This window comes from Micromonospora sp. MA102 (assembly GCF_025460765.1).
Lineage (GTDB): Bacteria > Actinomycetota > Actinomycetes > Mycobacteriales > Micromonosporaceae > Micromonospora > Micromonospora halotolerans.
The window spans coordinates 18,865-42,079 of the sequence record NZ_JAMWEG010000009.1 but is presented as its reverse complement, the minus strand read 5'-3'; the positions used below and the strand labels follow the sequence as shown (position 1 = coordinate 42,079).

Sequence of the window (23,215 nt, the reverse complement as noted above, 5' to 3'; positions counted from 1 at the left end):
CGCCCCGATACGGCGCGAGGGCCCCGCTGAGTGCGGAGCCCTCGTGTTGGTGGGGAAGGGGGGAGTTGAACCCCCACGCCCTTTCGGGCACACGGACCTGAACCGTGCGCGTCTGCCATTCCGCCACTTCCCCGTGGCTTGACCTGCAACACCGTATCTCATCCCGCTCCCACCATCTGCGGCGGGTGCCCGGACATATTACGCTGTTCCCGGTCATCGCCACGAGCGATCACCGTTCGTGGCGGACGAAACTTTAGCACGATCGCGGGGCTGGTCACGAACGGGCCGCCGGCAGCCGGCCGAGCGGCGTGTGAGCTGCGGAGGCGGTGTCCGGATACCATCATTGCCTCGGGACCCGAGGAGGAGCCGGTGAGCGTGCTGCAACGCTTCGAGAAGCGTCTGGAAGGCCTGGTCGAGGGGGCCTTCGCCAAGGTCTTCAAAGGGGTGGTCCACCCCGTGGAGATCCTCAACGCCATGCAGCGGGAGGCCGAGGCGCACAAGGCGATCCTGGCCGGTGGGCGCACGTTGGTGCCCAACCGCTACGTGATCGATCTCTCGCCGTACGACCACAGTCGGCTGGCGCCGTACGCCGCCGCGCTGGCCCAGGAGCTGGCCCAGTCGCAGGCGGAGTTCATCGGCGAGCAGGCGTGGACGGTCTACGGCGACGTGATCGTCGAGGTCGAACGTGGTGAGGGGCTGGACACCGGCATGTTCCGGGTCACCGCGGAGGTCTACACCGGCGGCGACGTCGCCCCGGTCTCCGCGCCCGGTGGCTACGACGCCGCCCCGGCCTACCCCGCCTACGACCAGGGCGGCGGCTACGGTCCGCCCCCGGGGCACGGCGGTGGCCGCAACGTCCGCCTGGTCTCGGGCGACGGCCGCACCTACCCGCTCCAGATGGGTTCGACCGTGATCGGCCGCGGCGACCAGGCCAACCTGCGCCTGCCCGACGTCGGCATCTCCCGGCGCCACGCCCGGCTGGACTTCGACGGCGGCCAGGTCGTGCTGACCGACCTCGGCTCCACCAACGGCACGATGGTCAACGGCCAGCGCGTCTCCGCGGTCGCCCTCAACCCGGGCGACATGATCCAGCTCGGCACGACGACCCTGACCTTCCGCGTGGACGGCTGACCCGCGTTGCCGGAACTCGTCATCACCGTCGCCCGGTTCGGGTTCCTCATCCTGCTGTGGATCTTCGTGTTCACGGTGGTCGGGGTGATCCGCCGGGACCTCTTCGCCGGGGCCCGGTCGGGTCGCCTGGTGGCCGCGCCGCGCGCGGTCGGGGCGTCGACCGGGCAGGCGGCGAAGCCGGCGAAGGTGAAGCGGGGCAGGGCCGCGCACCAGCTGGTGGTCACCGCCGGTCAACTGGCCGGCACCCGGATCACCCTCGGGGAGGCCCAGATCACGATCGGCCGGGCCGAGGACTCGACTCTGGTGATCACCGACGACTACGCTTCGGCACGGCACGCCCGGCTCGTGCCGCGCGACGGGCAGTGGTTCGTCGAGGACCTCGGATCGACTAACGGCACCTACCTGGACCGCGCTAAGGTCACCGGACCAACCCCCGTCCCCCTCGGCGTGCCGATCCGGATCGGCCGCACTTCCCTCGAATTACGGCCATGACTCTGACCCTGCGCTACGCGGCCCACAGCGACCGCGGTCTGATCCGAGACGGTAATCAGGATTCCGTCTACGCCGGGCCGCGGCTACTCGCCGTTGCCGACGGCATGGGCGGCATGGCCGCCGGTGACGTCGCCAGCAACATCGTCATCGGTGCCATGGCGCCCCTGGACGAGGACGTCCCCGGGGACGCCCTCGTCGACGCGCTGCGTTCCGCCGTCGGCACCGCCAACCAACAGCTCCGCGACACCGTGGACGCCAACCCGCAACTGGAGGGGATGGGCACCACGCTGACCGCGACCCTCTTCTCGGGCAGCAAGATCGGCATGGTCCACATCGGTGACTCGCGGGCCTATCTCCTGCGCAACGGCGAGTTCGCCCAGATCACCAAGGACGACACGTACGTCCAGATGCTCGTCGACGAGGGCCGGATCAGCGCGGAGGAGGCGAGCAGCCACCCCCAGCGCTCGCTGCTCACCCGGGCGCTGGACGGCCGGGACATCGACCCGGAATACAGCGTCCGGCAGGTGCTCCCCGGTGACCGCTACCTGATCTGCTCGGACGGCCTGTCCGGTGTGGTCAGCGCGGACACCATCGCCGACACGATGCGCGAATACACCGACCCGCAGCAGTGCGTGGAACGCCTGGTGCAGCTCGCGCTGCGCGGCGGCGGCCCGGACAACATCACCGTGATCATCGCGGACGCCACCGACCAGGACATCGTCGAGGCGTCCCCGATCGTCGGCGGCGCCGCCGCCCGGGACCGCGGCATGGCCACCTCGGCCGACGTCTCCACCCCGGCAGCCCGCGCCTCGGCGCTGTCGGCTCCCCGTGCGCCCGCGCCCGAGGAGCCGGCGGACAGCCGCGACGACGAGCCCGAGCGGCGTCGCGGGCACCCGCTGCGCACCGCGGCGATGCTGCTGGCTCTGCTGGTCATCGTCGGGGGCGGCCTCTTCGGCGGGTGGAACTACACGCAGCGGCAGTACTACGTCGGCGCCACCGACGAGGGGCAGCTCGCCGTGTTCCGCGGGGTCCCGGGCCAGGTCGCCGGGCTCGACCTGTCCAACGTGCACGCCACCAGCGACGCCAGGCTCGACGACCTCACCCAGGCCGCCCAGGAGCAGGTCAAGCAGGGCATCCAGGCGAAGAGCGAGCCGGACGCCGAGCGCCGGCTGGCCGAGCTGACCAGCGACGACCCGGCCAACCCGAACCTGAAGCCGCTCTGCCCGCCCAGCCCGACGGCCGGACCCGCCAGCCCGACCCCGTCCGCGGCCGACAGCCCGTCGGCGCCGGCGGTCAACGGCAGCGCCGTCCCCACGGCCACGGCCACGGCCACGGTCGCCGCGACCCCGACGACGACGCCGACCACCACGCCCGACGCCGGCCCCTCCGACACGGTTCCGCCGGTCGACCCGGCCGGCTGCCGGTCGCCCGAGTGAGCGCCGGCTCGACCCTGAGGACACATCCGTGACCGCAGCCGCCGCACCGGCCGCCTCGCCCGCCTCGACGGGCGAGCAGCCCGGCGTGCGCCTGGCCCGGTCCCGGCGCAACGCCGAGCTGTCCCTGCTCCTGCTCGCCATGGTCCTGGTGGCGGCGTACGCGGCGACGGTCGAGGCGAACGTGCTGGACACGGTCACCCCGGACTTCTGGATCCCGGCCGCCGCGCTGGGGCTGGTCTTCCTGGGCCTGCACCTGGTGATCCGCTGGCTGGCGCCGTTCGCCGACCCGGCGCTGCTGCCGGCCGTCGCCCTGCTCAACGGCATCGGCGTCGGCTTCCTGCGTCGCTACGACCTGGCCCAGTCCCCTCCCGAGCAGCGGGAGACCCTGGCCATCTTCGCCGGCACCGGCGGGCGCCAGCTCGCCTGGACGCTCGCCGCGGTGGTGCTCGCCGCCGGGCTGCTGGCGATCATGCGGGACCACCGCTCGCTTTCGCGCTACGCGTACACCCTGGGGTTGGCCGGCATCGTGCTGGTGATGATCCCGGCGGTGCTGCCGGGGCGGTTCTCGGAGATCAACGGCGCGAAGCTGTGGATCCGGCTCGGCGGGTTCTCCATCCAGCCCGGTGAGTTCGCCAAGCTGGCCCTGCTCGCCTTCTTCGCCTACTACCTGGTCCGCAAGCGCGAGGTGCTCTCGCTGGCCAGCCGCCGGGTGCTCGGCATCGACTTCCCGCGCGGCCGGGACCTCGGCCCGGTGCTCGTGGTCTGGTTGATCAGCCTCCTGGTGCTGGTCTTCGAGAAGGACCTGGGCACGTCGCTGCTCTACTTCGGCATGTTCGTGGTGACGCTCTACATCGCCACCGAACGGGTGAGCTGGCTGCTCATCGGCCTGATCCTGTTCTTCGGCGGCGCCTACCTGGCGTACGTGCTGGGCAGCACGGTGGGCGGCCCGTTCGCCAACTTCTACGACCGGGCCCAGATCTGGCTGGACCCCTTCGCCGAGCCGTACGACCGGGGCTACCAGCTCGTCCAGGGGCTGCTCACGCTCGGCACCGGCGGCCTGTTCGGGGCGGGCCCGGGCGGTGGCCAGCCCACCCTGCTGCCCGAGGTGCAGACCGACTTCATCTTCGCCGGCATCGGTGAGGAGATCGGCCTGTTCGGCCTCTCCGCGCTGCTGGTGGTTTACCTGCTGATCGTCGAGCGGGGGCTGCGTGCCGCGCTGGCGGTCCGGGACTCGTTCGGCAAGCTGCTCGCCGGTGGCCTGGCCTTCACCTTGGGCCTGCAGGTCTTCGTCATCGTCGGCGGGATCAGCAAGCTCATCCCGCTGACCGGCCAGACCACCCCGTTCCTCTCCGCCGGTGGCTCCTCGCTGATGGCGAACTGGCTGCTGATCGCGGTGCTGCTCCGGGTCTCCGACGGCGCCCGCCGGCCGGTGACCGGAGGCGGCGGCCCGGCGGCCCGGCCGTCGGGTGGCCCGCCGGAGCAGCTGCACGGTGCCCCCACGGAGGTGATCCGGCCGTGAACGCACCCCTGCGCCGCGTCGGCGTCGTCGTCATGATCCTGTTCGGGCTGCTCTTCGCCAACCTGAACTGGATCCAGGGCTACAAGGCCGACGAATACCGCAACAGCGACTACAACGGCCGCGTCCAGGTCGCCGAGTACGACCGCAAGCGCGGCAACATCGAGGTCGGCGGCACCGCGGTCGCGCTCAGCAAGGAGACCGACGGCAAGCTGAAGTTCCAGCGCACCTACCCCGGTGGCGCGATGTACGCGCACGTGCTCGGCTACAAGCCGGTCAACCTGGCCGACACCGGCATCGAGCGGCTGGAGAACGACTTCCTCGCCGGCACCAGCGACCAGCTCATCGCCAACCGGATCAAGGACATGTTCACCGGTGACCAGACCGGTGGCGGCAACGTGCTGCTGACCCTCTCCAAGCGGGCCCAGGAGACGGCGTACAAGCAGCTCAACGACAACCAGGTGGGGGCCAGACGGGGCGCGGCCATCGCGATCGACCCGCGGACCGGGGCGGTGCAGGCCCTGGTCTCCATGCCGAGCTTCGACCCGAACCCGCTGGCCAGCCACGACACGGGCGCTGCCACGAAGGCGCACAACGCGCTCGAACAGGACAAGGACCGCCCGCTGGCGAACCGGGCCCTGTCCGAGACGCTGCCACCCGGCTCCACCTTCAAGATCGTGGTGGCCGCGGCGGCGCTGGAGAACGGTGTCACCCAGCAGACCGAGATCCCGGCCGGGTCGAGCTACACACCGCCCACCTCGGGCCAGCCGATCCGCAACGCCGCCCCGTCGATCTGCCCGGAGGCCCAGGTCACGCTGCGGGACGCGGTGACCGAGTCCTGCAACACCGGCTTTGCCCAGCTCGGCGTCCGGCTCGGCGCGGACAAGCTCAAGGAGAAGGCCCGCGCGTTCGGCTTCGAGGAGGACGACCTCACCGTCGGCGAGACGGGCGAGGACGGCGGTCTGCCGGTGGCGGCCAGCCGTACCGGCGAGATGGCCGCGCCCGGTGGCGGCACCGACCCGGCCGCGCTGGCCCAGTCCTCCATCGGCCAGCGTGACGTGCGGATGACTCCGCTGCAGGGCGCGCTGATCGCCGCCACGGTCGCCAACGGCGGCAGCCAGATGCGGCCGTTCCTGGTCAAGCAGCTCCTCGGACCGGACCGCACCACCGTCTACGACGCCGCCAAGCCGCGCGAGTTGCGCCGGCCCGTCAGCGGCCCGGTCGCGGCCGACCTGCAGGACATGATGGTCAACGTGGTGAAGGAGGGCACCGGCCGGAAGGCCGCCATCGAGGGCTACACCGTCGGCGGCAAGACCGGCACCGCCCAGTCCGGCCCGAACACCCCCGACCACGGCTGGTTCATCGGCTTCGCGCTGGACAAGAACGGCACCCCGGTCTCGGCGGTGTGTGTCGAGCTGGAGCAGGCGGGCAGCGGCGGCAGCGCCGAGGCGGCCCGGATCGGCGGCCGGATCATGGCGGCGGCCATCGCGGAAGGCCGCTGACATGCTCAGCCCGGGTGTGCAGCTCGGCAACCGCTACCGCCTCGACGAGCGGATCGCCAGCGGTGGCATGGGCGACGTCTGGCGCGGCACCGACCAGGTGCTGGGCCGTACGGTCGCCGTCAAGAGCCTGCTCCCCGCCCTGCTCGACGAGCCGGGCTTCGCCGAGCGGTTCCGCGGCGAGGCGCGCACCATGGCCACCATCAACCACCCCGGCGTGGTCGACGTCTACGACTTCGGCAGCGACCAGCAGATCGCCTTCCTCGTCATGGAGTACGTGGAGGGCGACGCGCTCTCCTCGACGCTCAGCCGGGTCGGCCGGCTCACCCCGGCCCGGACGATGGCCCTGCTCGCCCAGGCCGCCGACGCGCTGCACGCCGCGCACGAGAAGGGCATCGTGCACCGGGACGTGAAGCCCGGCAACCTGCTGGTCCGGCCCAACGGCACGCTGGTGCTCACCGACTTCGGCATCGCCCGCTCCGACCTGGTCGGCCAGCTCACCGCCGCCGGCTCGGTGCTCGGCACCGCCTCCTACATCTCGCCCGAGCAGGCCACCGGCGCCGTCGCCACCCCCGCCTCCGACGTGTACGCGCTCGGCGTGGTCGCGTACCAGTGCCTGGCCGGCCGGCGGCCCTTCGAGGGGGACAACCCGCTCGAGATCGCCATGAAGCACGTGCGCGAGACGCCCCGGCCGCTTCCCGCCGACATCCCGCCGCAGGTCCGGGCCATCGTCGAGCGGGCCCTCGCGAAGGACCCGGCGGCCCGCTGGCCCAGCGCCGCCGCGCTGGCGAGCGTCTCCCGGCAGGCCAAGCTCGCCCTGTCGCAGCAGGCGCGGGGCGGCCACCCGATCTCCGGCGTACCCGCCTCCCCGGCCGCGCCGGCCGCGCGGGCGCAGGTCCCGACGGCCACCCGACCGCAGCCCCGCCCGCCCGCGGTGGCCGCCCGTCCGCCGGTGGCGCCCCGCCCGACCGCGGTGGCGCCGCTCCCGCAGCCCCGCCCGCCGGTGGCGCCGCGCGGCGCGGCGCCCGTCCCGCCGCCCCGGCAGCACAACCCCCTCGGGTACGCCCACCCGCCGGTCGCGCCCGCCCCGCGCCGGTCCCACGCCGGCCGGTGGGTGCTGGCCATCGTGCTGGCCGTGCTGATCCTCGTCTGTTCCGGGGTCATTTCCTACCGAATCCGGGACAACGCAGCGGCCGGTGACCCCGGCGCGCTTGCTCCGGTCAGCGTGACCTCCGGCGCGGTGCGGGCCCACGGGGGCGACTATCCGGTTTCCACGTCGTACCGTCGTGAGGTACGGCTCCGGCCGGCTGGCGGCGAGACGACGACGAGCGAAGGACGAGAGACGCGATGACAGCGCAGGCCCGCCTGCTCGGTGGCAGGTACCAGGTCGGCGAGCTGCTCGGCTACGGCGGCATGGCGGAGGTGCACCGCGGTCGCGATCTCCGGCTCGGTCGGGATGTCGCGATCAAGATGCTCCGGGCCGACCTGGCCCGGGACGCGACCTTCCAGATGCGGTTCCGCCGGGAGGCGCAGAACGCCGCCTCGCTGAACCACCCGGCCATCGTCGCCGTGTACGACACCGGCGAGGAGACCGCCCCGACCGGCGAGACGCTGCCGTTCATCGTCATGGAGTTCGTCAACGGGCGGACCCTCAAGGAGGTGCTCGGCGCCGAGGGCCGGCTCCAGCCGCGCCGGGCGCTGGAGATCTGCGCCGACATGTGCGCGGCGCTGGAGTTCAGCCACCGGCACGGGATCATCCACCGGGACATCAAGCCCGGCAACGTGATGCTGACCCAGACCGGTCAGGTCAAGGTGATGGACTTCGGCATCGCCCGGGCGCTGGCCAGCGGCGCCACCACGATGACGCAGACCAGCGCGGTCATCGGCACGGCGCAGTACCTCTCTCCCGAGCAGGCGCGCGGCGAGGCGGTCGACGCCCGCTCCGACGTCTACGCGGCCGGCTGCGTGCTCTTCGAGCTGCTCTGCGGGCACCCGCCGTTCGTCGGCGACAGCCCGGTCAGCGTCGCCTACCAGCACGTGCGGGAGCAGCCGCCCACGCCGAGCACCATCAACCCGGACGTCAACCCCGCCGTGGACGCCATCGTCCTCAAGGCGCTCTCCAAGAACCCGCTGAACCGCTACCAGAGTGCCGGCGAGATGCGGGCGGACCTGCTCCGCGCCGCCGCCGGCCGCCCGGTGCTGGCCACCCCGGTCATGCCCGCCGAGGAGACCATGCCGATGGCGCCGGCCGGTGCCGGCGGCTACCAGCAGACCCAGGTGATGGGCCCGCAGACCCGCCAGCAGCCGCCGGCCCGGGTCGGCGACGCGCGCAAGCGGAAGAGCTCGGCCTGGGTGATCGCCACCTTCGCGGCGCTCGGCGTGCTCGCGGTCATCGCGCTGGCCACCGCGCTCTGGCTCAACCAGACCGGCGCCGAGAAGGTCTCCGTGCCGCAGCTGCAGGGCCGCACCCAGGTGGAGGCGCAGGCCGCGCTCACCCAGGCCGGGCTGCGCTTCACGGCCGGTGAGCCCGTGCAGAACACCACCTGCGACAAGGGCACCGTGGTCGGCCAGAACCCGCCGTTCGGCCAGCGGGTGGAAAAGAACACCGCGGTAACGGTCCAGATCTGCGGAGGCCCGAAGCAGGTCACCATCCCGGACGGGTTGGTGAACTCCCAGTTCATCAACGTGAGGCAGCAGCTGGAGAACCTGGACCTCAAGGTCGATTCCGACGACGTCGACAGCAGCCTGCCCAAGGGGACCGTTGTCGGCGTCGATCCCAAGGAGGGCAGCACGGTCACCGCGGGGACCGAGGTGAAGGTGAAGGTCTCCCGAGGCAACGTCAACGAGGTGCCGGATGTTCTCGGCCTGTCCGAGGACCAGGCGACCAGACTGCTGAAGAACGCCGGTTACCAGGTACGGACGCTGGACGGCGACGATGTCACGCCGGACAAGGCCGGCAAGGTCAGCCGGCAGACCCCCAAGGGCAACTCGAAGCTGCCTCGTGGCGAGCGGGTGACGATCTACGTCGACATCGCCGCGGTGGAGCCGACCGACAGCGCCAGCCCGGGCACCCCGTCGCCGGGCACGACGCCGACGACGCCCGGCACCGGCGGCGGTGGTGGCTTCCCGTTCCCGAACACCACGCCGCCGACGAGGTTCAGCCTGCCCTGAGCCGACCGCGCCAGGCCGGCGAGGGGGCGGTGTCCGGGCGACCCGGACACCGCCACGTCGCCTATCTGGCGTAGGACGAAGCCTCAGGCGGCGGCGAACGCGGCGCGGCGGCGGGCGTCGACCTCGGCGGCCAGCTCCGGGGCCCGCTCCAGGGCCTCCGGGTAGCCGCAGACGGCCAGCCAGTTGGCCAGCATGAGGTGGCCACCCTCGGTGAGCACCGACTCGGGGTGGAACTGGACGCCCTCGATCGGCAGGGTGCGGTGCCGCATGGCCATCACCACGCCGGAGCCGGTCCGGCCGGTGACCTCCAGTTCGTCGGGCAGCGTCTCGGGCAGCACGGCGAGCGAGTGGTAGCGGGTGGCGGTGAACGGGTCGGGCAGGCCGGCGAGCACCCCCACCCCGTGGTGCCGTACCTCCGAGGTCTTGCCGTGCAGCAGCTCCGGCGCCCGGGTAACGGTCGCGCCGAACGCCTCACCGATGGCCTGGTGACCGAGGCAGACCCCGAACAGGGGGAGCTTACCGGCGTACTCCTTGATCACGTCGAGGCAGATGCCGGCGCGGTCGGGACTGCCCGGCCCCGGCGAGAGCAGCACACCCTCCGCGCCCGCCCGGCCCACCTCGGCCACGTCGATCTCGTCGTTGCGCCGCACCTCGCACTCCACGCCGAGCTGGCCCAGGTACTGGACCAGGTTGAAGACGAAGGAGTCGTAGTTGTCGATCACGAGGACGCGCATCGGGTCACCTGCTCGGGGTGGAGGGCGGGGCGTTGTTCGACTCGGTGCTGTAGGGGATCTCCTCCTCGGACGGCCGCTCACTCGGCTCGGTGAGCCCGCCGCCGTCGTCCCCCGGCACGCCGGAGTCCTGGGTGACCTGCACGTCGTCGAAGGGCAGGAGGGGTTCGGCCCACGGGAAGACCACGAACCAGAGCAGGGCGACGGTCGCGACGGCCAGCAGCAGCGAGCCGATCAGCTTTCCGGGGAGCCCGAGGGGCAGCTTCCGCCAGATCCAGCCGTACACGCTCAGCCCTCCAGCTCGGCCGGGCGACCCGCCGTCTTGGCCTGGACGTGGTCCAGGCGGGCGTGGATGATCAGCCGCTGGTAGTTGTCGAACTTGGGGTTGCAGGTCGTGAGGGTGAGCAGCTTCTCGGTCGGCTTCTCGGTCGGCTTGCCCGGCACCGGCGCGACGACCTCGACCTGGTACGGCTTGACGATCCGCTGCTGGTAGACCTTGTAGATGAACCACTCGGTCTGCGTCTCGACCACGACGGCGTCGCCCGGACGCAGCTCGTCGAGGCGCCAGAAGGTGGCCCGGATGCGGTGCCCGGCGATGGCGAAGTTGCCCACCTGGCCCGGCATGGCGCTCTTCGGGTAGTGGCCCGGGGCGTACCGGATGTCGTCCGGCGTGACCCCCTCGACCACCACCCAGTGCTTGTCGAACTTCGGGAGGTAGAGCCCGGCGACCGGCTTGCCCTCGGCGGGCGGCTTCGGTTTGGCGCTCGGCCCGGTCGTCGGCCCGACCGTCGGGTCCGCCCCCCACTCCTGGGCGAGCTGGCTGCTCAGGTCGTTCTGGTGGGCGTCGACGATCACCGCCTTGCCCCAGATCTCGTAGCCGGCGAAGAGCAGCACCACCAGGCCGAAGGTGATCAGCACCTCGCCGGTGCCGCGCACGATCGAACGCAGCCGGGAACCGACGGTGGGCCGGGTCAGCTCGGAGTAGACGCTCTTGTATCCCTCGCCGGTCTGCTCCGGCCGGAGTTGCACCACCCGTTCGCCGCGGCGGGGCTGCGGCGGCTCGGCCGGGGTGCCGCCCGGGTCGCCCTCGCCGATGTCCGGGACCGGGGGCACGGCGCCCATGAGCGCGGTGTGGTCCAGTGCCGCCGGAGGGGCCGGCGGGCGGCTGACGGCCGGGATCAGCGCGGTCGCACCCGGGTCCGCCGGGCCGTTCGCCGCGGGACGCGCCCCCTCGGCGCGGCGGGGTTCGACCGGGTTCCCGGCCCGCTGGCGCTCGCGCCGGTCGCCGAGCGGTGGGATGAACGCGGTCGGCGCGTCACCGGGGCTGGAGGGGCGTACCTCCGCGGTCGGTGGGTCGAGCCGGGGCGCGGGTGCCGGCCGGTGCTGGTCCTGCGCGGGACGCCGGTCGTGGGGGGCGGCGGGGCCGGGTGGCGCGGTGGGTGGCGGTGACACCGGCCGCGCGGTGGGGGCCGGCGGGTGGTTGCCGGGCCACGCCGGCGGCGGGGCCGCGGGCGGGCGCGGGCGCGCCGGCGGCTGCTCGGTGGCCGAGGGTGGCGCCGCCTGGTCCGGCCAGGGCAGGTCGAGCGGGGGCCGGGGCGGCGCGGAAGCCGGCCGGTCGACCTTCGGGAGAAAGGCGGTCGGGTCCTCGCTCGGGTCGCGGTGGCGCCCGTCGCGCTCGCGGGGATCGTCCCGGGTCACCGCGGCACCTTGGCCGACTGCAGTGCGGTCGAGTCCTCGAACGCCGGCACGGTGACCGTGGAGACGGTCTCGGTGTAGCCGAGCTGGTAGTGGTCGACGGCTTCCCTGAACAACCGGACTCCCTTGGACGCGGCGAGTTCCCGCTGGAAGGCGGCGGGGTCGCCGATAGCCACGATCTTGAAAGGAGGGGAGTACACCCGGCCGTGCAGCAGCAGAGTGTTACCGACGCAGCGTACCGCGCTGGTGCTGAGCACGCGGACATTCATGATTGACATGGCCTCCGCGCCGCCCGCCCAGAGCGCGTTCACGACGGCCTGGACGTCGCTCTGGTGGACCACCAGGTCGTCGTTGCTCGCACCCTTGGGCAGGCTCTGGTCGGCGCGTCGGGGCGCGTCGTTCAGCTCGATGGTGATGCCGTTGCCGGTGAGCGCCGTGAACCCGGCGGCCTGGCGGGTGGCGGCGGCCCGGTCCTGCTGCGCCTTGATCGGGCCGTCGGCGCCGGCCAGGGCGCCGGTCTGCTCCTCGACCTCGGCGCGCAGCCGGGCGGCCTTCGCCTCGCTGGCCGCGACCTGCTCGCGCCGGTCCTCGATCAACTGGGTGAGCTGGGGGCGCCGGTCCTCCCGCAACGGGGTGCCGCCGGCGGTGGTGGCCGTCGTGGTGAAGAGGAGGCCGGCCGCGGCGGCGATCAGGGGTACGCCGATCGACCAGCCCGGGCGGCGCTGGCGTGGCCGGCGCGGCAGCAGGCCGACCACCGCGCGCCGGAGGACCTTCTGCCAGGAGGCGGCGCCGGACGTGTACTCCACCGGGCGTTCCCTTTCCCGTCGTCTCGTTCCGGCCCGCGAGGGCGCGGACCGGTCTGCTCGACCCGAAAAGTCCCGCTCTTTTCGGTCACTCCGTGCACCGGCCTGACCCCATTCGTGGCCTGGAGGGTCCGGCCGGACTACGCTAGCTGTCGAACATTATTGGCCATGGACCGTCGCCCCCGCGCCCGGTTGTCAGGCCGGACGAGGTCGTACCCCCCTCTGGAGAGCGTCGTGCCCAAGTCTCAGGTCCGCAAGAAGAAGGTGTACACCCCGCCGACGGACGTGCGTCCGACGGCGACGGCGGCGACGCGCAAGCCTAGCCCGGTCTGGCTGCCGATCACCGCGGTCGCGCTGATCGTGGTGGGCATCGGGTGGCTGGTCGTCTACTACCTTTCCGAGCAGGCGTATCCCGTCGCGTCGTGGGGGTACTGGAACCTCGCCGTGGGCTTCGGCGCGATGGTCTCCTCGCTGATCCTGCTCTCCCGCTGGCGCTGACCCCGCCGGTTCCGCCGCCTCTGCCGCACCGGGCGTAGGTCACGCCGGGACGCCCCTGACCGGCGCCCGGCGCCCGCTGCCCCTAAGGTGTCGGCAGGGCGGGGTGGCCGGTGCGAGATGACTCACGTTACTGCTGGGTAACCTTGCGCGTAGGCTGCACTGACAAGCAGCAGACCGGGAGGCCAACTCGATGGGCAGCGTCCAGATCGTCACCACGATCCTCGCGGCCGCCATCACCGCCGTGGCGGTGTGGCTTGCGGTGCGCGCGGTCATGAAGATGACGGCCGTCATCCGGCTCGGCCAGCCCGCGCCGGAGCGGTTCACCGACAAGGGCGCCCGCACGAAGAAGATGCTGGTGGAGACCGCCGGCCACACCCGCATGCTCAAGTGGAGCGTGGTGGGCGCGGCGCACTGGTTCGTGATGGTCGGCTTCATCGTGCTGTCGCTGCTCGTGCTCGAGGCGTACTTCGAGGTGGTCACACCCGGCGGCGGGCTGCCGATCATCGGGCACTGGACGATCTTCGGCCTGGCCACCGAGTGGATCGGGATCCTGGGCCTGGCCGGCATCCTCGTGCTGATGGGCATCCGGCTGCGCAACCGGCCCACCCGGCCGGGCGGCCGCTCCCGGTTCACCGGTTCGACCATGTGGCAGGGCTACTTCGTCGAGTGGGTCGTGCTGCTGGTCCTGATCTTCGGCTTCGTGATCCGCGGCTTCAAGGTCGCCACCGACCACTTCGAGTACCCGGTCTGGGCCACCCCGCTGAGCCACGCGGTCGGCGCCGCCCTCCCGGCCTGGACGGCCGGCGTGAGCGTCGCCGCCCTCATCAAGATCGTCATCTCGATGACCTGGCTCATCGTGATCTCGCTGAACGTCACCATGGGCGTCGCCTGGCACCGGTTCCTGGCGTTCCCGAACATCTTCTTCAAGCGCGAGCCCGCGAAGCCGGCCGGCTCCGGCCTGGGCCCGCTGCGGCCCATGATGAGCGAGGGCAAGCCGCTCGACTTCGAGGAGGCCGACCCGGAGAAGGACCAGTTCGGCGTCGCCCAGGTCGAGCAGTTCACCTGGAAGGGCCTGCTGGACTTCAGCACCTGCACCGAGTGCGGCCGCTGCCAGTCGCAGTGCCCGGCCTGGAACACCGGCAAGCCGCTGTCCCCGAAGCTGCTCGTGCTGAGCCTCCGCGACCACGCGTACGCCAAGGCGCCGTACCTGCTGGCCGGCGGCGGCAAGGACCTGACCGGCGAGGAGAAGGCCACCGAGGCGCAGCTCGCCCACATGGACGTGCTGGCCCTGGCCGAGGCCGACCGCCCGCTGATCGGCACCGCCGAGGAGGGCGGTGTCATCGACCCGGACGTGCTCTGGTCGTGCACCACCTGCGGCGCCTGCGTCGAGCAGTGCCCGGTGGACATCGAGCACGTCGACCACATCGTCGACATGCGCCGCTACCAGGTGCTGATCGAGTCGAGCTTCCCGTCCGAGGCCGGCGTCATGCTCCGCAACCTGGAGAACAAGGGCAACCCGTGGGGCGCCCCGCAGAACACCCGTGAGGACTGGACCAAGGGCCTCGGCTTCGAGGTGCCGCGGGTCGGCGAGGTCGACGACTTCGAGTACCTGTTCTGGGTCGGCTGCGCCGGCGCGTTCGAGGACCGGGCCAAGAAGACCACCCGGGCGGTGGCCACGCTGCTCAACGAGGCCGGCGTCTCCTTCGCCATCCTCGGCGAGGGCGAGACGTGCTCCGGTGACCCGGCCCGGCGGATCGGCAACGAGTTCGTCTTCCAGATGCTCGCCCAGCAGAACGTCGAGACGCTGAACGAGGCGTTCGAGGGCCGGGAGAAGAGCAAGCGGAAGATCGTCGCCACCTGCCCGCACTGCTTCAACACCCTGGGCAACGAGTACGGCCAGCTCGGCGGCGAGTTCGAGGTGGTGCACCACACCCAGCTGCTGGCCCACCTGGTGGCCGCCGGCAAGCTCACCCCGGTGCAGCCGGTCGACGGCGGCGTGACCTACCACGACCCCTGCTACCTGGGCCGGCACAACCGGGTCTTCGCCGCCCCGCGCGAGGTGCTCGGGGACGCCATCGAGGGCGAGCTGACCGAGATGCCGCGCAACAGCGAGCGCTCCTTCTGCTGCGGCGCCGGCGGCGCCCGGATGTGGATGGAGGAGAAGATCGGCAAGCGGATCAACGTGGACCGGGTCGAGGAGGCCATGGCCACCGGGGCGAAGACCATCGCGGTCGGCTGCCCGTTCTGCTCGACGATGCTCAATGACGGTGTCAACGGCAAGGGCGCCGGCGAGCAGGTCGAGGTCGTCGACGTGGCCAGCGTGCTGCTCCGCTCGGTCAAGCCGGACGCCCCGGCGGGCGAGAAGGAGACCGAGACGGTCGCCGGCTGAGGCGTACCCCCGGACGAGCTGAACCACGACGGCGGCGGCACCCCACGCGGGTGCCGCCGCCGTCGTCGGTCAGGAGACCGTCGTGGTCGCGATGGCGGCGGTGGCGGCGGCGGTCGTCGCCACCAGCACCGCGGCCTGCGTCTCCTCGATCGCCTTCTTGGTGGCCGCGGAGGCCCAGTCGCCCGCAGCGATCTCGGCCAGGCGGGCCTTGACGCGCTCCTTCGGCAGCTCGTGGAAGAGCTTCCGGTCCAGGCCGACGGCCCGGGTCAAGGTGAGCAGCGCGGCCGTCCGCGCGTCCGCCGGACCGTCGGCGGCCAGCGCGGCCCGCATCCGCTCCCGGGCCGCCGTCTCCACCGCCGGCTCCGCGCCGGTGGGCGAGGGATAGCGGGTACGCGGGAACACCCACAGCACCCGGTCCGACTCCCGGCGCAGCACCCCGGCGGCGACCAGGCCGTCGAGCACCCGGTCCGGCAGGCCCTTGGCCAGCCTGCTGATCCAGTCCTTCGGCTTTCGCGGCCGGTCCCCGGCGACGGCGGCGAGCGCCTGGTCCAGCAGGGGCATGCCGGTCGGGCTGGGATCGGTGACCGCCAGCCGGCCGTCGGTCACCTCGACCCGGCCGGCCAGGGCCAGCTCCAGCAGGACCGCCCCGGCGAGGCCGTAGTCCAGGTGCGGCCGGCCGAGCCGGTTGGCGCCGGCGTCGTCGTAGGCGAGCAGAACCAGTTCGTCGGTGAGCAGCAGGCGGTCCATGCGATCCACGCTACGTCCGGTCCACCAGCCCGCCAGCCGGCCGGCCGCCGGCTCGTGCCGACTGCCGGCCCGTGGAACAATCGCGCTCATCGACGGCCTGCTGGTTACCACGCTGTTGCCCCTGGTCGGCTTCGTGCTGCTGACCGCCGGCAACGCGTTCTTCGTCGCGGCCGAGTTCGCCCTGGTCACCGTCGACCGGGCGGAGATCGACCGGCGGGCCGGTGAGGGCGACGGTCGGGCCACCACGGTACGCCGCGCGCTGCGCGAGCTGTCCTTCCAGCTCTCCGGCGCCCAGCTCGGCATCACCATCACCGCGCTGCTCACCGGCTACCTGGCCGAGCCGGCGCTGGCCCGCCTCTTCGCCCCGCTGTTGCGCCCGGTCGGCGGGGCGGAACGGTTCACCGGGCTGCTCGCCCTGGCGCTGGCCACCCTCATCTCGATGCTCTTCGGCGAGCTGGTGCCCAAGAACCTCGCACTGGCCCGGCCGATGCCCACGGCGCTCGGCACCGCCGGGCCGATGCGGACCTTCTCCCGCACCTTCGGTTGGCTGATCCGGCTGCTCAACGACTCGGCCAACCGGCTGGTCCGGCGGCTCGGCGTGGAGCCGCAGGAGGAGCTGGCCAGCGCCCGGTCCCCGGAGGAACTGGGGCTGCTCGCGGCCATCTCGGCCCGGGCCGGTGCGCTGCCGCCGGACACCGCCATGCTGCTGCGCCGCACCATCCGGTTCGGCGACAAGCGGGCCGCCGAGGCGATGACCCCGCGGGTCGACGTGATCGCGCTGCGGGCCACCGCGACGGTCGCCGAGCTGCTCGACCTGTCCCGGCAGACCGGCCGGACCCGGTTCCCGGTCTACGAGGAGACGCTGGACCTGGTCACCGGCGTGGCCGGGGTACCGGACGCGCTCGGCGTGCCGCTGGCCAGCCGGGCCGCCACCACGGTCGCGGCGGTCGCCCGCGAACCGGTGTACGTCCCGGAGAGCCTCGACCTCGACGGGGTGCTGGCCGCGCTCAAGGACGCCGGCGCCGACCTGGCCATCGTGGTCGACGAGTACGGGGGCACGGACGGCGTGGTGACCGTGGAGGACCTGGTCGAGGAGCTGGTCGGGGAGATCGCCGACGAGTTCGACCCGGACGCGGTGGACGACCTCGGGCCGGTGGAGCTGACGGTGCCGGGCGGCGAGCGGACCGTACTGGTGGACGGCGTGCTCCGCGAGGACGAGCTGGTCGAGCAGACCGGCTTCCGGCTGCCCGAAGGGCCGTACGAGACCCTGGCCGGCTTCCTGATGGCCCGGCTCGGGCACATCCCGGTGCCGGGCGAGACGGTCGAGGAGGCCGGGTACGAGTTCACCGTGGTGGAGGTCGACCGGCACCGGATCGAGCAGGTCCGGGTGGTCCGCCCCGAGGAGCCCGACGACGGTGAGTGAGCTGCTGATCGCCCTGGCGCTGCTGCTCGGCAACGCCTTCTTCGTGGGCAGCGAGTTCGCCCTGATCGCCTCCCGCCGTACGGTGCTCGAACCGCTGGCGGCGACCTCGAAGCGGGCCCGGTGGGCGCTGTCGGCGATGAACCAGATCCCGCTGATGATCGCCGGGGCGCAGCTCGGCATCACGGTCTGCTCGCTGGGCCTCGGCGCGATCGCCGAGCCGGCGCTGGCCCACCTGCTGGAGGCGCCGTTCGAGGCGCTCGGCCTGCCCGCCTCTGCGGTGCACCCGGTGGCCTTCGTGATCGCCCTCGGCGTGGTGGTCTTCCTGCACACCGTGGTCGGCGAGATGGTGCCGAAGAACATCACCCTGGCCGGTCCGGAGCCGTCGGCGCTCTGGCTCGGCCCGGCCATGCTCGCCTTCTGCCTGGCCACCAAGCCGCTGCTGCTGGCCATGAAGTGGTCGGCCCGGCAGGTGCTGCGGCTGTGGCGGGTGGAGGCGACCGACGCCGTGAAGACGGTGTTCACCGCGGAGGAGCTGGCCGGCCTGGTCTCGCAGGCGCGTACCGAGGGTCTGCTGGACGCCGAGGAGCACGCCCGGATCACCGGCGCGCTGGCCCTGCACAGCCGGACGGCCGCCGACGCCCTGCAACCCTGGTCGACGGTGACCACGGTGGCCGAGGACGTCTCACCGGCGTCGTTGGAGGTGCTGGCCACCCGCACCGGCCGGTCCCGCTTCCCGGTGGTGCAGCGGTCCACCCGCCGGGTGCTCGGTTTCGTGCACGTGAAGGACGTGCTGGGCTACTCGGGCGCGACCCGCCGGGCGCCGGTGCCGGCCGACATCTACCGGCCGCTGGCCGTGGTGCCGCCCGACCGTACGCTGGCCGACCTGTTGCTCTCGATGCGCCGGGAGCGCCGGCACATGGTGCTGGTCAGCGACGGCCGTCGACCGCTCGGTGTGGTGACACTCGACGACGTATTGACGGCGATCGTTGGCAAGTAAATGAATACCCTTGGTGTGCAAGCGGTTGCGCAGACGTGATTGAACTAAAGGTCGCCTTGATTCCACCCCCGTGCCTTCCCTAATGTGGGGCACCGACCGCTGTGGGTCGTCTGCCTCGATCTTCCCTCTCGCGAGGCGCCCGGCGGTCGGTTGCAAAGGAGTCCGTGCCGGTGGCAACCATGCCCCCTGAACGTCACGCCCCGAGCCAGTCGCCCGGCCGCCCCGCCGGGTTCCACCGGGTGGTACGCCGTCTCCTCACCGTGGTCGCCGCCGTCGCGGTCGGCGCCGGGATGCTGGCGGCCCCGGCGCACGCGGCGCCGTCGGTGGACGAGATCGACGCGCAGATCGACAAGCAGTGGGAGAAGCTCGAACCCACGATCGAGCAGTACAACAAGGTCCGCTCCCAGCTCAAGGTCAACAAGAAGAAGTCCGCGGACCTGCAGAAGAAGATGGTGCCGCTGGAGCTCGAGTCGGCGCTCGCCATGAACAAGGTCGGCGACATCGCCGCCCGCTACTACATCCAGGGCCCCTCCCAGGAGATGGGCGCCCTGCTGGTGAGCACCAGGCCGGGCACCCTCGCCGAGCAGCTCGTCATCCTCGACCGGCTCGCCGACGACCAGCGCAAGCAGATCGCCGGTGTGCTCGCCGTCCGGGACAAGTACAACGCGCAGAAGCAGAAGCTGGACGCGCTGATCGCCACCGAGCTCAAGCAGGAGAAGGAGCTGGCGACCAAGAAGAAGCAGATCGACTCCGAGATCAAGCGGTTGACGGCCATGCTGCCGGTGACCTCGATCCGGCCGGCCGGCTGCCCGAAGATCGACGGCGTGGTCAGCAGCGCCGCGCGCACCGCGATCAGGACGGCGTGCGCGCAGGTCGGCGACCCGTACGTGTGGGGCGCCACCGGCCCGAACTCGTTCGACTGCTCCGGCCTCACCCAGTACGCCTACAAGGCGGCGGGCATCTCGCTCACCCACTTCACGGGTGCACAGTGGAACGAGGGCCGCAAGGTCTCCCGCTCCGAGGCCAGACCGGGTGACCTCGTCTTCTTCGGCAGCGACCTGCACCACGTCGGGCTCTACCTCGGCAACGGGGTGATGGTGCACGCGCCACGGACCGGCAAACCGGTCCAGGTGTCGAGCATCAGCACACAGCCGCTCGCCGGCTTCGTCCGGGTCACCTGACCCGCCCCCCAGCGACGAGAAGGCCCCCGGTCCACACGGACCGGGGGCCTTCTCCGTCGAGCGTCGCCGCTGCTACCTGGGCGCGTCGATCGGGGACGGCAGGATCAGCACGTCGTCGAGGTTCACGTACATGATCCGGTGGCCGAACTGGACCTGCGCGTACCTGGTGTCGCCGCGGACCACCGTCCGGTCGTCCGGGGCCGAACCGTCGAACGACACCGCGCGGTAGTACTCGCTCTGCAGGACGCCGCCGAGCGCGTACCGCTGGCCGGCCGAGAACGTGTACTGGAGCGGGGAGACGCCCTGGAACGGGATGGTGGCCGGGTAGGCCTCCTTCTCCGGGTAGGCGCGGCCGTACACCGGGATGGTGGTCTTCCCCGGCTTGGGCGTCACCACGAAGCCCGTCGACCACTTGGCGGTGGGCGCCGAGGCCGGGTTGAGGAACCAGGCCTTCTGGCCGAGGTACCAGATCGCCGTCCAGTCACCCTGCACGTCGGCCACCGCGTACGTCTGGCCGGCCGAGGCGCGGGCGCCGTGGTCGGAGATGTACATGGTGTCCGGCGTGCCGTCCGGACGCAGCCCGAGGTCGTTGACCAGCGGGGCGGTCGCGCTCGGCGCGGTGTGCAGGACCACCGCGGACGAGCCGCGCAGCGGGCACGGCGCGGCCGGCGGAGCCGGGTTCGGGACGCCCGGCGGCTGCTGGTTGCAGCCGACGAAGGCGGGCTGGTTGGTGGCGAAGTCCGGGTCGATGGTGACCAGGCCGGTGTGCGCGTTGCCGAGGGACCGGAAGGGCGCCTTCATGAGGTCGAAGTAGTGCGACCAGTCCCAGTACGGGCCCGGGTCCCAGTGCATCCCGCGCACGGTCGAGGCGGTGGTGCCGGGGACGTTGTCGTGGCCGATGATGTGCTGCCGGTCCAGCGGGATCTGGAACTTCAGCGCCAGGTGCCGGACCAGCTTGGCCGACGCCCGGTACATCGCCTCGGTGTACCAGGTGCCGTGCCCGGCGAAGCCCTCGTGCTCCAGGCCGATGGACTTGGCGTTGACGTACCAGTTGCCGGCGTGCCAGCCGACGTCCTTGGCCTTGATGTGCTGGGCGACGTAGCCGTCCACCGAGCGCAGCGTGTAGTGCCAGCCCAGGTAGGTCGGGTCCTTCACCAGGTTCACGCTCGGGCCGAAGTAGCCCTCGGTGTCGTGGATGACGATGTATTCGATCTTCTGCTGGGCCGGGCGGTTGCCGAGGTCGTGGTTGCCGTAGTCGCCGGATCCCGGGCCGTACTGCTCGTAGGGGGCCGGGATCCACTCGCAGGCCAGCCGGACCGGGCACTCCAGGCCGTCCGGCCGCTCGGCCCGGCGCAGCCCCAGCTTGTGCAGCCCGGACTGGTCCGGTGTCACCGCGGTGGCGGCCAGGGTCACCCGCTGGCCGTCGTCGGTGGTCCGGGCCGCGCCCAGGCCGAGCTGGTCGTAGACCTCGTCGGCGAAGGCCGCCGCCGCGTCCTCGGTGTCCGCGCCGGAGTAGCGGGCCACCGCGCCGTACCAGGCCGCCGGGTCGGTGGTGGCGCCGACCGGCGAGTCCAACTGCTTCTGGTACGAGGCGAGCAGCGCCGCCCCGCCCCGGATGTTCGCGGCCGCGTCCGTGCGCAGCGTCTCCTCGGCGAGGCCGGTGAGGGCCGCGGCGGCGTCGAGCGTCTGCAGGGACGCCTGCGGCAGCACGTCCTCCGCCGGTGCGGCCGCGGTGGCCGGGTCGAGGGTGAGCGGGCGCGAGTCGTCGCCCCGCGGGTCCTCGTCCTCGCTGACGTGGCCGCTGGCCGGCGTCGCGAGGACGTGCTGGGCGTCGGTGAGGTGCATCGGGCCGTAGCCGCCGCTGGTGCTCGGCTGGCCCGGGTGGGTGTCCCAGCGCGACTCCAGGTACGAGACGCCGAGCAGGACGCTCTGCGGCACGCCGTATTCCGCCGCGGCGGCGGCATACTGATCCTGGCGGTCGCTGGCGGGTTGGGCGGTGAGCGGTTGAGCGGCCACCGGGCCGGTCGCCACGAGTGCGGTGGCAGCCGCGACGGCTGCTGCCAGCAGCATCCGTCTGCCCGACGGCGGGGGTGAGAGGTGCATCGAACCTCCAGACAGGGATGGGGGTCACTGCGTCCCCACCCTCACCCCGCGCGCGGTCCGGGTCAATACCTTTCCGATGGGTAATCTCCGCTGAAAGAATCTTTCGGGTACGGAGTGTCACGGCGTCTTGGGTTGCGGAACGATAACGGTCCTCTCTACTCTGGTCAATCGTCGGCCGCGAACTTCACCGTCCAACCCGGGTGGTGACGGTCCGGCACCGCCGAGTCGCCTCCGGGCGAGCCGGGGACCCAGGTAACTGGGGTGAATCCGCAGCCCCCTGCGGTAGGGCGCCTCCCTTCCCGCCCGAACCCGTCAGCTAACCCGGTAGGCGGCCAGGAAGAAGGAGTACGGAAGCCCGGTGGCACACCATGCCCCGCGGCCACCGTCGGTCCGGTCGGTCGACCGGTCGACGACTGTGCCGCGTTCCCGCTGGTCCCGTTGCACCACCGCCCTCGCCGCCCTGGTCGGCACCGCCGTCGTCCTGACCGGCGGCGCCACGGCGGCACACGCCGAACCGTCGGTCACCGAGATCGAGCGCCAGATCGACCAGGACTGGAACAAGCTCGAACCGGTCATCGAACAGGTCAACGCCACGCGCGAGCAGCTCGCCGCCAAGCGGAAGCAGGCCGCCGCGCTCGGCAAGCAGATCGCGCCGCTCCAGGCCCGGGTGGACGCCGCCCTCGGCCAGGTGGGTGGGCTCGCCGCCGACGCCTACAAGGGCGACAACAACCTCTCCACCGTCAACGCGCTGCTGGGCAGCCGGTCGCCGAGCGAGCTGGTCGACGGCCTCGCCCTGCTCGACCGGTTCGCGAACCGCCAGCAGGAGCAGGTGCGGACCGTCGCCGAGCTGCGCGACCAGTTGGCCGCCAAGAAGCAGCCGCTGGACGAGATGATCACCGAGCTGGCGCGCACCGAGGCCCAGCTCGCGGCCAAGAAGAAGCAGATCGACGCCGAGATCGTCAAGCTGCAGAAGCTGCGCCTCAAGGTCTACGGCAATGGCGGCGGCGGTCCGCTGCGCCCGGCGCCCTGCCCCGCCGGCTACCCCGGCGGCCCGGCCGGCGTCGCGGTCAAGTTCGCCTGCGCCCAGATCGGCAAGATCTACGTCTGGGGCGCCGCCGGCCCGGACCACTACGACTGCTCGGGCCTCACCATGGCGGCCTGGGCCAAGGCCGGCGTCTCGCTGCCGCACAACGCCCGGCAGCAGCACGACGTGACCAGGCGGGTGAGCCGGAGCGAACTACGCGCCGGTGACCTCGTCTTCTACTACAGCGACCTGCACCACGTCGGCATGTACGTCGGTGACGGCTGGGTGGTGCACGCCTCTCAGTCCGGCAAGCCGATCACGATGAAGCGCGTCGACGACGGCCAGATCAACAGCTACGGCCGCCCAGGCTGACCGGTTC

General features: G+C 72.2%; 19 protein-coding genes, 1 tRNA gene and 1 riboswitch. Of the genes, 13 read left to right on the top strand and 7 right to left on the bottom strand.

Annotated features, from left to right (window positions below):
* Positions 1-47: 47 nt before the first annotated feature.
* Positions 48-133 (bottom strand) — tRNA-Leu (locus tag NFX44_RS19195).
* Between the two features lie 209 nt (positions 134-342).
* Between NFX44_RS19195 and NFX44_RS19190 the strand changes: the two genes are divergently transcribed.
* The 7 genes from NFX44_RS19190 (at position 343) to pknB (ending at position 9,245) form a co-directional block, all read left to right on the top strand.
* Positions 343-1,131, top strand: coding sequence for a DUF3662 and FHA domain-containing protein (locus tag NFX44_RS19190; protein ID WP_262285163.1), 789 nt, complete (start codon positions 343-345; stop codon positions 1,129-1,131).
* Positions 1,132-1,137: 6 nt separating this feature from the next.
* Positions 1,138-1,623 (top strand): FHA domain-containing protein, encoded by a 486-nt coding sequence (locus NFX44_RS19185; RefSeq protein WP_074315675.1) that lies wholly within the window; start codon positions 1,138-1,140, stop codon positions 1,621-1,623.
* Complete coding sequence (locus tag NFX44_RS19180; protein WP_262284937.1) at positions 1,620-3,059, top strand: PP2C family serine/threonine-protein phosphatase; 1,440 nt, start codon at positions 1,620-1,622, stop codon at positions 3,057-3,059. The genes NFX44_RS19185 and NFX44_RS19180 overlap by 4 nt, the downstream gene beginning before the upstream one ends.
* A 139-nt stretch (positions 3,060-3,198) precedes the next feature.
* A complete protein-coding gene (locus NFX44_RS19175) occupies positions 3,199-4,578 on the top strand; it encodes an FtsW/RodA/SpoVE family cell cycle protein (RefSeq protein ID WP_262285162.1) in 1,380 nt (459 codons plus the stop codon).
* On the top strand, positions 4,575-6,077 hold the full coding sequence (locus NFX44_RS19170; protein WP_262284936.1) for a penicillin-binding protein 2: 1,503 nt from the start codon (positions 4,575-4,577) through the stop codon (positions 6,075-6,077). The genes NFX44_RS19175 and NFX44_RS19170 overlap by 4 nt, the downstream gene beginning before the upstream one ends.
* A 1-nt stretch (position 6,078) precedes the next feature.
* Positions 6,079-7,425: a serine/threonine protein kinase gene (locus tag NFX44_RS19165; RefSeq protein WP_262284935.1), complete on the top strand. Its 1,347-nt coding sequence runs from the start codon at positions 6,079-6,081 to the stop codon at positions 7,423-7,425.
* Positions 7,422-9,245 (top strand): Stk1 family PASTA domain-containing Ser/Thr kinase, encoded by a 1,824-nt coding sequence (pknB, locus tag NFX44_RS19160; RefSeq protein WP_262284934.1) that lies wholly within the window; start codon positions 7,422-7,424, stop codon positions 9,243-9,245. The genes NFX44_RS19165 and pknB overlap by 4 nt, the downstream gene beginning before the upstream one ends.
* A gap of 83 nt (positions 9,246-9,328) precedes the next feature.
* On the opposite strand, the gene NFX44_RS19155 is transcribed toward pknB, so the two are convergent.
* From NFX44_RS19155 to NFX44_RS19140, 4 genes are read right to left on the bottom strand one after another with little or no spacing between them, the layout of a single operon-like run.
* Positions 9,329-9,979: an aminodeoxychorismate/anthranilate synthase component II gene (locus NFX44_RS19155; protein WP_262284933.1), complete on the bottom strand. Its 651-nt coding sequence runs from the start codon at positions 9,977-9,979 to the stop codon at positions 9,329-9,331.
* A 4-nt stretch (positions 9,980-9,983) separates the two neighbouring features.
* Entirely contained in the window at positions 9,984-10,262 is a 279-nt protein-coding gene (locus NFX44_RS19150) for a hypothetical protein (protein ID WP_262284932.1), read from the bottom strand.
* A gap of 2 nt (positions 10,263-10,264) precedes the next feature.
* Positions 10,265-11,674 (bottom strand): class E sortase, encoded by a 1,410-nt coding sequence (locus tag NFX44_RS19145; RefSeq protein WP_262284931.1) that lies wholly within the window; start codon positions 11,672-11,674, stop codon positions 10,265-10,267.
* On the bottom strand, positions 11,671-12,477 hold the full coding sequence (locus NFX44_RS19140) for a DUF881 domain-containing protein (protein ID WP_262284930.1): 807 nt from the start codon (positions 12,475-12,477) through the stop codon (positions 11,671-11,673). Before NFX44_RS19140 ends, NFX44_RS19145 begins: the two co-directional genes overlap by 4 nt.
* A gap of 231 nt (positions 12,478-12,708) precedes the next feature.
* On the opposite strand from NFX44_RS19140, the gene NFX44_RS19135 reads away from it, so the two are divergent.
* A complete protein-coding gene (locus NFX44_RS19135; RefSeq protein ID WP_091316105.1) occupies positions 12,709-12,972 on the top strand; it encodes a cell division protein CrgA in 264 nt (87 codons plus the stop codon).
* 190 nt (positions 12,973-13,162) lie between these two features.
* Positions 13,163-15,361, top strand: coding sequence for a (Fe-S)-binding protein (locus NFX44_RS19130; RefSeq protein WP_262284929.1), 2,199 nt, complete (start codon positions 13,163-13,165; stop codon positions 15,359-15,361).
* Positions 15,362-15,430: 69 nt separating this feature from the next.
* Here the strand turns inward: NFX44_RS19130 and NFX44_RS19125 are convergent, their stop codons facing one another.
* Positions 15,431-16,108, bottom strand: a complete 678-nt coding sequence (locus NFX44_RS19125; RefSeq protein WP_262284928.1) for a GPP34 family phosphoprotein — start codon at positions 16,106-16,108, stop codon at positions 15,431-15,433.
* Positions 16,109-16,223: 115 nt separating this feature from the next.
* Here NFX44_RS19125 and NFX44_RS19120 point away from each other — a divergent pair, with 115 nt between their 5' ends.
* The 3 genes from NFX44_RS19120 to NFX44_RS19110 all read left to right on the top strand — a co-directional run bounded on the left by NFX44_RS19120 (position 16,224) and on the right by NFX44_RS19110 (position 19,709).
* On the top strand, positions 16,224-17,531 hold the full coding sequence (locus tag NFX44_RS19120) for a hemolysin family protein (RefSeq protein ID WP_262285161.1): 1,308 nt from the start codon (positions 16,224-16,226) through the stop codon (positions 17,529-17,531).
* Positions 17,524-18,528, top strand: coding sequence for a hemolysin family protein (locus NFX44_RS19115; protein ID WP_262284927.1), 1,005 nt, complete (start codon positions 17,524-17,526; stop codon positions 18,526-18,528). The genes NFX44_RS19120 and NFX44_RS19115 overlap by 8 nt, the downstream gene beginning before the upstream one ends.
* Positions 18,529-18,692: 164 nt before the next feature.
* On the top strand, positions 18,693-19,709 hold the full coding sequence (locus NFX44_RS19110) for a C40 family peptidase (RefSeq protein ID WP_262284926.1): 1,017 nt from the start codon (positions 18,693-18,695) through the stop codon (positions 19,707-19,709).
* 72 nt (positions 19,710-19,781) lie between these two features.
* Here NFX44_RS19110 and NFX44_RS19105 read toward each other — a convergent pair whose 3' ends face one another.
* Entirely contained in the window at positions 19,782-21,779 is a 1,998-nt protein-coding gene (locus tag NFX44_RS19105) for an N-acetylmuramoyl-L-alanine amidase (RefSeq protein ID WP_262284925.1), read from the bottom strand.
* Positions 21,780-22,020: 241 nt separating this feature from the next.
* A riboswitch (cyclic di-AMP (ydaO/yuaA leader) is annotated at positions 22,021-22,157 on the top strand.
* A 70-nt stretch (positions 22,158-22,227) separates the two neighbouring features.
* On the opposite strand from NFX44_RS19105, the gene NFX44_RS19100 reads away from it, so the two are divergent.
* Positions 22,228-23,208: an NlpC/P60 family protein gene (locus NFX44_RS19100; RefSeq protein WP_262284924.1), complete on the top strand. Its 981-nt coding sequence runs from the start codon at positions 22,228-22,230 to the stop codon at positions 23,206-23,208.
* Positions 23,209-23,215 lie beyond the last annotated feature (7 nt).